The sequence below is a fragment of the Kitasatospora sp. NPDC091257 genome (assembly GCF_044757675.1).
Classification (GTDB): Bacteria; Actinomycetota; Actinomycetes; order Streptomycetales; family Streptomycetaceae; genus Kitasatospora; species Kitasatospora lactacystinica.
On sequence record NZ_JBIVVI010001538.1, the window covers coordinates 1 to 1,800 of the forward strand.

General features: G+C 77.4%; 1 protein-coding gene. It reads left to right on the top strand.

What is annotated here, in order from left to right; genetic code table 11:
- The coding region (locus tag ACIQOV_RS40050; RefSeq protein WP_401055883.1) for an acyltransferase domain-containing protein at positions 1-1,800 on the top strand (1,800 nt) is incomplete at both ends.

Consider the following 1,800-nt stretch of genomic DNA (forward strand, 5'->3'; position numbering starts at 1 on the left):
CCCCACCCCCTGGCTGCTGTCCGCCCGCGGCGAGGCCGCGCTGCGCGCGCAGGCCGCACGGCTGCGTGAACACCTCTCCACCCGTCCGGAATTGACGAATGATCAGGTCGCCGGAGCGCTGTCGTCCGGCCGCTCCGCCTTCGACCACCGCGCGGTGCTCCTCGCCGACGACCGGGAGTCCTTCACCGAGCTGCTGACGGCGCTCGCCGAGGACCGGACGGCCGAGGGCCTGGTGCGCGGCGTCGCCGCCGCCGGGGGCCGCACCGTGTTCGTCTTCCCCGGCCAGGGCACCCAGTGGGCCGGCATGGCCGCCGGTCTGCTGGAGGCCTCCGAGGTCTTCCGCGACTCCGTCCGGGCCTGTGACGCCGCCCTGGCCCAGTACGCCGACTGGTCGGTGGAGGACGTGCTGCGCGGCTCCGAGGACGCCCCGCCGATCGAGCGGATGGACGTCGTCCAGCCCGTGCTGTTCACCATGATGGTGTCGCTGGCCGCGCTCTGGCGCTCGCACGGCATCACCCCCGCCGCCGTGGTGGGGCACTCCCAGGGGGAGATCGCGGCGGCCCACGTCGCGGGCGCGCTCACGCTGTCCGACGCGATGCGGATCGTCGCGCTGCGCAGCCGACTGCTCCTGGCGCTCGCCGGGCAGGGCGCCATGGCGTCGGTCTCGCTGCCCGAGGACGAGGTGGCCGCCCGGATCGAGGCCTGGCCGGGCGAGCTGCACATCGCCGCCGTCAACGGCCCGCGCTCGATCGTGGTCGCCGGAGACCCGGGGACGGTCGACGGGTTCGTCGAGGCGCTGGCCGCCGAGGACGTGCGGGTGCGCAAGGTCCGGGTCAACGGCGCCGGCCACTCGCCGCAGGTCGAGCCGCTGCGCGAGGCCGTGCTGGAGGCGCTGGCCGGCATCGAGCCGCGGCCCGCCCGGACGGCCTTCTACTCCACCGTGACCGGCGGCGCGCTCGACACCACCGAGCTGGGCACCGCCTACTGGTACCGCAACATGCGCGAGCCGGTCCGGTTCGCCCACGCCGTCCGCTCCCTGCTGGAGGACGGCTACCGCACCTTCGTCGAGTCCAGCCCGCACCCGGTGCTGGGCCCCGGCGTGCAGGAGGCCGCCGAGGAACTCCCCGGCACCGGCGAGGTGACCGTGGTCGGCACCCTGCGCCGCGACGAGGGCGGCCCGGCCCGGTTCCTGCGCTCGCTCGCCGAGGCGCACGTCCACGGCGCCCGCCCGGACTGGGCCACGGTCCTCGGCGGCGCCCCGGCCACCGCCGTCGAGCTGCCCACCTACGCGTTCCAGCGGCAGCGCTACTGGCTCGACCTGCCGACGGCGCACGGCGCCGCGGCCGGCGACGCCCTGCGCGACCCGGCCGAGGAGCGGTTCTGGGCGGCGGTCTCCGAGGCCGACCCGGCCGGGCTGGCCGAGGCGCTCGGCGTGGACGACCCGGACGCCCGCGCCGCGCTGGCCGCGGCCGCGCCCGCGCTGCCGGTGCTCTCCTCCTGGCGGGCACGCCGCCGGGACGGCTCCACCATCGACAACTGGCGCTACCGGGTGCGCTGGCGGCGCATCGCCCGCACCGAGGGCGCCGAACTCTCCGGCACCTGGCTGCTGGTCGTCCCGGGCGGCGAGGACGACGGGACCGCCGCGTTCTGCGCGCGGGCGCTCGGCGAGCACGGGGCCCGCGTGGTGACCGTCTCGCCCGCCGCCGACGACCCGTCCGGCGACGGCCTCGGCGAGCGGATCGCCGAGGCGGTGGCCGAGGGGCCGGCCGGCGTGCTCTCCCTGCTGGCCCTGGACGAGGG